Raw genomic sequence first — 6,751 nt, 5'->3', positions numbered from 1 at the left:
CTCAACGGGGGCCGTGGCAACGATGTCTTGTCCGGCGGCAAGGGCGACGATCGCCTCTGTGGTGGAGCCGGCAATGACAAGTTGAGCGGTGGAGTCGGCAACGACGTTCTCACCGGTGGGGCTGGAAGCGATACGTTCAGCTTCTCAACTCTCCTGAATGCACGCGCGAACGTCGATCGCGTCGCTGACTTCAGCGGTGCCCAGGGTGACAAGATCTTCTTGGACTTCCAGATTTTCCAGGGTCTCAAGGGCGCCACCGTTCCTGGTCACGAACTGGACGGAACGCTCAACGACATGCGCGTCGATCCCTCCAATTTCTGTATCGGCAAAGTCGCCGCCGATGCGGATGACCACATCGTCTACGATCAGGAAAGCGGTAAGCTCTCCTATGACGTCGACGGCGCAGGCGGGGCCGACGCAACGCTCTTTGCCTGGTTGAAGCCAGGGACGGTGCTGAAAGCGGAGCACTTCTATACGGAAGGGCCGATGATATAGAATAGCGGGGACGACGTTGCGCCGTATGGCACCCGGAGCTTGCGCTTCACAACCAACGGCCCGAGAGCCCGGCTCTGGGGCCGTTCTCGCGAAACCCGCGCCTTGCAGCCTCGGGAGGAGGTGGGAGTTGACCCTGCTCGGCCCTCTCAATTTATACGAAGCGACGCACCGTCTCCGGCAGCGCACTCATGTCGTCGATCACGTCGTGCGCTCCGGCTTCGCGCAGGCGCTCGTGATGCGCAGGCCCGCAATGTCCGCCGCCCGTGAAGCCGATCACGCGCATGCCGGCCGCACGCGCGCCTTCGACCCCCGCAGGCGAATCCTCGACGACGATGCACTCGGCCGGTTGCGCGCTCATGCGTAAAGCGGCGTGGAGAAAAAGATCCGGTGCGGGCTTGCCGCGTTTGACTTCCGTCGCGCTGAAGACGTTCGCGAACAGGTCATCCAGCCTCGTGAGACGCAAGGAGAGCGCGATCCGCTCGGGCGTGGACGAGGACGCGACGCAGCGACGGTAGGGCAGGGCGAGGATCGTCTCGCGGATGCGGGGGATCGGTTGCAGTTCGGTCTCGAAGCGTGCGAAAAGTTCGCGATTGAGCTGTGCGCCCACATCCGCCGGAAGCTTGCGGTTATGCTCGCTCTCGATATGCGCGATCATGTCGCTCATGCTCTTGCCGACGAAGTTGCGCAGAATGTCGTCGAACGAGTACGGGAAGCCGAGCGCGGTGAGGAACTGCGCGTCGACCTGGCACCCTAGAAGTTCCGAATCCACCAGAACCCCGTCGCAATCGAAAATCACCAGCATTTGATCCCCACATGAAAACGGCCGCCTTGCGGGCGGCCGTCATGAACATACACGTCGCTTGCGAGAAGCCCTACTGCAGCTTGCTCCGAACTTCACCGAGGCTTTCCGTCACGACGGCCGCACCAGCGGCACCGGCCAGCTCACTGCGTAGAACGCGTTCGGAGGCTTTGACGGCTGCGTCGACGGCGGCGGCACGGACATCGGCTTCGGCTTGCGCTTCCGCCTGAGCGATCTTCGCCTCGGCTGCCGCGGTGCGACGCTTGACGAAATCCGTCAGCTTTTCTTCGGTCTCGCGGGCGAGACGCTCGGCCTCTTCCTTGGCGACGGAGACGATTTCGGCGGCCTCGCGTTCGGCGACGGCGCGCTTCTCCTCGAATTCTTTCAAGAGCTTTTCCGCGTCCAACCGCAGGCGCTTGGCTTCCGCCAATTCGTCGGCGATGCGTTTGCCGCGACCGTCGAGCATGCCCATGACCTTACCGGGCACGCCGTAGTAAAACATGATCGCCCAGAAGATGACGAAGGCGACCGCGACCCAGAAGGTGGTGTTGGCGAGCATGGCGTGGTCCCCTTATACCTTCACTTGATCGAGAGCGGATTCGATCGTCACCTTGGCGGGCGCCTTGCCTGTGAGACGCTCCACGATGGCCGCAGCCGTCTCGGCGGCAATGCCGCGCACGTTCGACATGGCTTCGGTTTTCTTGGTGGCGATTGTCGCTTCCGCGGCCGTGAGGCGCTTGGACAAGTCCGCTTCGAGCCCTTTGCGCTTGGCATCGGTTTGAGCCGACAACGTCGAGCGGGTCTCTTGTGCGAGTGACTGAGCGCGCGCACGGGCTTCGGCGAGAGCTTTCTCGTAGGCAACACCCGCCTCTTCGGCGCGGGCCTTCATCGCGGCAGCCTCGTCGAGATCGCCTGCGATCGCGAGACGGCGATGTTCGATGATGCCGCCAAGACGCGGCAGAACCAGCTTGGAGAGCAGGACGTAAAGCAGCACGAAGGTGATCGCGAGCCAGATGAGCTGGCCGGCGAAAGTCTCCGTCTCGAACGGCGGGAAGCCGACGTCCTCGTGAGCGCCGCCATGCGCTTCGGTTGAAGCGTGGGTGGTCTGAGCCTGAGCCATGGAGCCGATCCTGTAACGGATGATCCTAAAAATGTTGAATGACGGCGGGGTTTCCGCCGTCACAGCAATCGAGGTGAAGCACGTGACCGCGCTTCACCCTCCCGGTCACCGAATTTAGCTTAGGTGAACAGCAGGACGAGGGCGACGACGAGACAGAAGATGCCGAGACCTTCTGCGAGCGCCGCGCCGATGAACGCACGTGCGAACTGGCCGTCGGCGGCCGACGGGTTGCGCAGAGCGCCGGACAGGAAGTTACCGAAAATGTTGCCCACGCCCATAGCGGCGAGGCCCATGCCGATACAGGCGAAGCCTGCACCGAGATATTTGAAAGCAACCGGATCCATCGTGATCTCCTTGAAGGGGGTATTGACCGGGAGGGGAGGGTGTAACTCAGCGCTGACCTAGTGACCCRGGTGCAGTGCGTCGTTGAGGTAGATGCAGGTCAACACCGTAAAGACGTAGGCCTGCAGGGCGGCGACGAGGAACTCGAGCGCCATCAAAGCGACCGCCATGAGGAGCGGTAGCGGAGCCAGGATCGACACGACACCGCCAGCGCCGAGAAGGGCGACGACGAAGCCTGCGAAAACCTTCAATGCGATGTGACCGGCGAGCATGTTCGCGAAAAGACGAAGGCTCAGCGAAATCGGACGCGACAGGAAGGAGATGATCTCGATGACGACGATGAACGGCAGCAGCCACACCGGCACGCCCGATGGGACGAAGAGACCCAGGAAGTGCGTGCCGTGCTTGACGAAGCCGTAGATCACCACCGTTCCGATGACGAGCAGCGCCAGCGCGAAGGTGACGATGACGTGACTCGTGACGGTGAAGAAGCCTGGAATCATGCCGAGCAGGTTCGCCGTCAGAACGAACATGAAGAGCGAGAACACCAGCGGGAAGAACTTCATGCCTTCCTGGCCGGCCGCATCTTTCAGCGTGCCCGCGACGAAATCGTGCAGAATCTCAGCGACCGATTGCGCGCGGCCGGGAACGACGGCGCGCTTGCGGGTCGCAACCATCAAGCCGACCACGATCACCGCGGCTGCGCCGATCATGAACAGCGAGGAATTGGTGAAATTGATGGCGGGAATGATGGGCTTGATCTGAAACTGTTCGATCGGGCTCGCCATGGTCCGTCACTTTCGGTGTTTATCTGCCGCCAATCGGCCGTTCGTGTCGGAACTCGTTACCGCTTCTGCTCATGACGCGACGGTTTCATCAAACCGGCGGACCTGAGCAAATTGAACATCCCGGCACAGAAGCCGAGGATGACGCAGATGACGAGCCCCCAAGGGGACGTTGAGAACAGCCGATCGACGATCCAACCGATGATTCCCCCCGCGATGACGCCAGATACGAACTCTGCCGAAAGCCTGAAGGCCTGGCCGACTGCGTTCGTGTCCGACGACGGACGGGATTGCGATTCCTTAGCCTCTTTGCGTTGCGCGGACGCTTGTTCAATCCGCACATCGAGCGACTTCAGTCTCGCTGAAAGATCGGCATCGCCGGAGCTGGTCGGCTTACGATCCTTTTCGTCGCTCCGCTCGGTGGGGTCCGCCATGGCGTTCTCCTTCTCAAAGCGGCGCGGGAAAAGGTCTTCAAGCCCGGCCCCGAAAGCCGCGCGCAACATATGGGGGAGGGTCCCCCCTGTCAAGGACTGGTAACGAAGCGTTAAGTGATTGGAAAATTTACAAAAATTGCGAGCCGAACATGGCTCTCGCCGATGCGTCGCCACGATTTTGAGGCTGAACTATGACGCGCTCTGAAAACGTCAGCGCGCGGAGGCTGTTGCATCGAATCGGTTCGCCACCGTGAAACGTCATCGATCTCAACGACCGGAGCGCGGTTTCAGGCGTCGCGGCCTAGGCCGTTTCAAGGATGCTTTCGGCGCTTTGGAGGTCGACGGAAACAAGCTGGGAGACGCCTCGTTCGGCCATCGTCACGCCGAACAACCGGTCCATCCGCGCCATGGTGATCGGGTTGTGCGTGATGACGACGAAACGGGTCTCGGTCTGGCGCGACATGTCGTCCAGCAGGTCGCAATAGCGCTCCACGTTGGCATCGTCGAGCGGCGCGTCGACCTCGTCGAGGACGCATATGGGAGAAGGGTTCGTAAGGAAGACTGCGAAAATCAGCGCGGTCGCGGTCAATGCCTGTTCGCCACCCGAAAGCAAGGTCATGCTCTGCGGCTTCTTGCCGGGTGGGCGGGCGAGGATTTCGAGGCCGGCCTCGAGCGGATCGTCCGAATCGACAAGGGTCAACTCCGCCGTGCCGCCCCCGAACAACGTCGTGAAGAGCCGCTGGAAATGGGCATTGACGACGTCGAAGGCCGCCAGCAGACGTTCGCGGCCCTCGCGGTTGAGGCTGCCGATGGCGCCGCGCAGGCGCTTGATGGCTTCGACCAGATCGTCGCGCTCGGTGGCGATGCCCAGATGCTTGCTTTCGAGTTCGGTCAGTTCCTCGTCGGCGCGCAGATTGACGGCCCCCAGACGCTCGCGGTCGCCCTTCAAGGAATGCAGTCGCGTTTCGATTTCGTGCTGGGGCGGAAGCTCCGCACCTTCCTTGAGACCGGCGAGCTCGATCAGCCCGGCCGGGGTCGTCTCGAGGTTTTCCGAAATGGCATGCGTGATTTCGGCGAGGCGCTGCACCGCCGCTTCATGGCGGGCCTGCGAACCGGCGCGCGCTTCGCGGGCGGCAGACATGGCTTCGAGCGCCGCGCGGGCTGCGCGATCGGCCTCTGCCAAAGCCGCTTCGCCGTCCGCGAGGTGGTCGGACGCCTCCTTGCGCTTGGTCTCCGCGGATTCGATTTCGGAGAGCAGTGCGCGACGGCGCATGAGGTAGGTATCGGGCGCTTCGAGCAAGGCTTGGTGCTCGCTCTCGGAACGCTCCAAACGCTCACCGAGATCGACCGAAGCGCGCGACGCACGGTCCGCCCGCTCGCTCCAGGAGCGAATATCGGCGGCGATCGCCTCGCGGCGACGGCGGCGCATATCGGCCTCGTGGACGAGCGCCTGCAACGCCGCCCGCGCTTCGGACGCGGCAGCGCGGCGCTCCGCGACGCGGGTGCGCTCTTCGAGCAATTGACTTTCGAGATCCGGGCCGGGCGCGAGATCTTCCAGCGCCGTCTCGGCATCCAGCACGCGCGATTGCGCTTCGCGCTCGCTGTCGCTCAGGCGGGCGAGACCCTCCTGCAACGCCGAGCGGCGCTGCCCGAGTTCCGCTTCCCGGCGTTCGGCCGCGGCAAGCCGCGAGCGCGCGCCGTCGAGGGCCTGGCGGGCTTGGCGCGCGGCCTCGATCGCCTGCATTTCGTGGGCGGCCGCGTTGCGCACGACAGTGAGGGATTCCTCGGCCTGATGGCGCAGATGCTCGGCAATTTCGCGTGCTTCGGCGGCCTCTTTTTCGAGGTCTCCGAGCCGGTTCTTTTCAGCCAGGCGTCGTGCGGCCGCAGACGGCGCTTCCGCCGCCGACGTAAAGCCGTCCCAGCGCCACAGATCGCCTTCCCGCGAGACCAGACGCTGGCCGGGCTTCAGCTGCCCGCGCAGACGCACACCCTCGATCCGCTCGACGACGCCGATCTGCCGGAGCCGCCGTTGCAGAGCGGCGGGAGCACTCGCCACGTCGGCGAGCGACCGCACGCCGTCGGGGAGAGCGGGATCGGAATCGCTCGGTCCGGTCTCCGACCAATGGACGGGGGCTGACGAATTGGTGGAAGCGTCGAGATCTTCGCCGAGGGCGGCGCCGAGCGCCGTTTCGAAACCCTTCTGCACGCTGATCTGATCGAGCGCCGGCGGCCACAATTCGCTCGCCGGGGTCGCAAACAATTTAGCGAGCGTATGCGCTTCCGTTTCCAGGCGCTGAGCATTGCGCTCGGCCTCGTTCAACGGGTGGCGCAACCGATTTTCAGCTTCGCGGGCGCCGGCGAGCGTTTCGCGGGCGGCGATGACCGATTCCTCGGCTTCTAGCGCCACCTCTTCGGCGATCGCCACCTCTTCGCCCAGCACGTCCGCGCCCGGGCCGTCGCCGGTGGAAGCCGAAAGGGCCGCGATATCGCGTTCCAGGCGTTCTTTTTCCGAGGCGAAGCGCTGGGCACGCTCCATTTCGTCACGGACCGCCCGTTCCAGGGCCGCACGGCGGGCATTGAGGTCCGAAACCTGGGCCTGCAGGGCGGCCAATGCGGCCTCGGCTTCAGCCAGCTCTGCCTCGACGTCGCGCAGACGCTCTTCGCTCTCGACCTGCGCCTCGGCCGCGCCCTCGGTGGATTCGGTCAGATCGATTTCTTCGGCCCGCAGCCGTTCGATCGTCGCCTGAGCGTCCGTATTCTGCGCGGCCTCGCGGGC

At 63.9% G+C, this 6,751-nt stretch carries 7 protein-coding genes and 1 pseudogene; 1 reads left to right on the top strand and 7 read right to left on the bottom strand.

The genetic code is table 11. The annotated features are described in order from the left end of the window. Positions 1–495 (top strand): annotated as a pseudogene (locus tag AC1DT3_RS09340) (hypothetical protein); the annotation flags it as partial. 151 nt (positions 496–646) lie between these two features. Here the strand turns inward: AC1DT3_RS09340 and AC1DT3_RS09335 are convergent. The 7 genes from AC1DT3_RS09335 to AC1DT3_RS09305 form a co-directional block, all read right to left on the bottom strand. Further along, entirely contained in the window at positions 647–1,297 is a 651-nt protein-coding gene (locus AC1DT3_RS09335; protein ID WP_477464978.1) for an HAD family hydrolase, read from the bottom strand. Between the two features lie 70 nt (positions 1,298–1,367). Beyond that, on the bottom strand, positions 1,368–1,853 hold the full coding sequence (locus AC1DT3_RS09330) for a F0F1 ATP synthase subunit B family protein (RefSeq protein ID WP_477464977.1): 486 nt from the start codon (positions 1,851–1,853) through the stop codon (positions 1,368–1,370). Positions 1,854–1,865: 12 nt separating this feature from the next. After that, positions 1,866–2,414, bottom strand: coding sequence for a F0F1 ATP synthase subunit B family protein (locus AC1DT3_RS09325; RefSeq protein ID WP_477464976.1), 549 nt, complete (start codon positions 2,412–2,414; stop codon positions 1,866–1,868). Between the two features lie 119 nt (positions 2,415–2,533). Beyond that, positions 2,534–2,758 (bottom strand): F0F1 ATP synthase subunit C, encoded by a 225-nt coding sequence (locus AC1DT3_RS09320; protein WP_477464975.1) that lies wholly within the window; start codon positions 2,756–2,758, stop codon positions 2,534–2,536. A gap of 57 nt (positions 2,759–2,815) precedes the next feature. Beyond that, complete coding sequence (locus tag AC1DT3_RS09315) at positions 2,816–3,544, bottom strand: F0F1 ATP synthase subunit A (RefSeq protein WP_477464974.1); 729 nt, start codon at positions 3,542–3,544, stop codon at positions 2,816–2,818. Positions 3,545–3,600: 56 nt separating this feature from the next. Next, on the bottom strand, positions 3,601–3,975 hold the full coding sequence (locus AC1DT3_RS09310) for an AtpZ/AtpI family protein (RefSeq protein ID WP_477464973.1): 375 nt from the start codon (positions 3,973–3,975) through the stop codon (positions 3,601–3,603). Between the two features lie 301 nt (positions 3,976–4,276). Further along, positions 4,277–6,751, bottom strand: a 2,475-nt coding sequence (locus AC1DT3_RS09305) for a chromosome segregation SMC family protein (RefSeq protein ID WP_477464972.1), incomplete at its 5' end; no start/stop codon positions are given.

It is taken from the genome of Microvirga sp. P4_G7 (assembly GCF_056401005.1).
The sequence above is the reverse complement of the archived record's forward strand: the minus strand, read 5'-3'. Positions and strand labels throughout refer to the sequence as shown.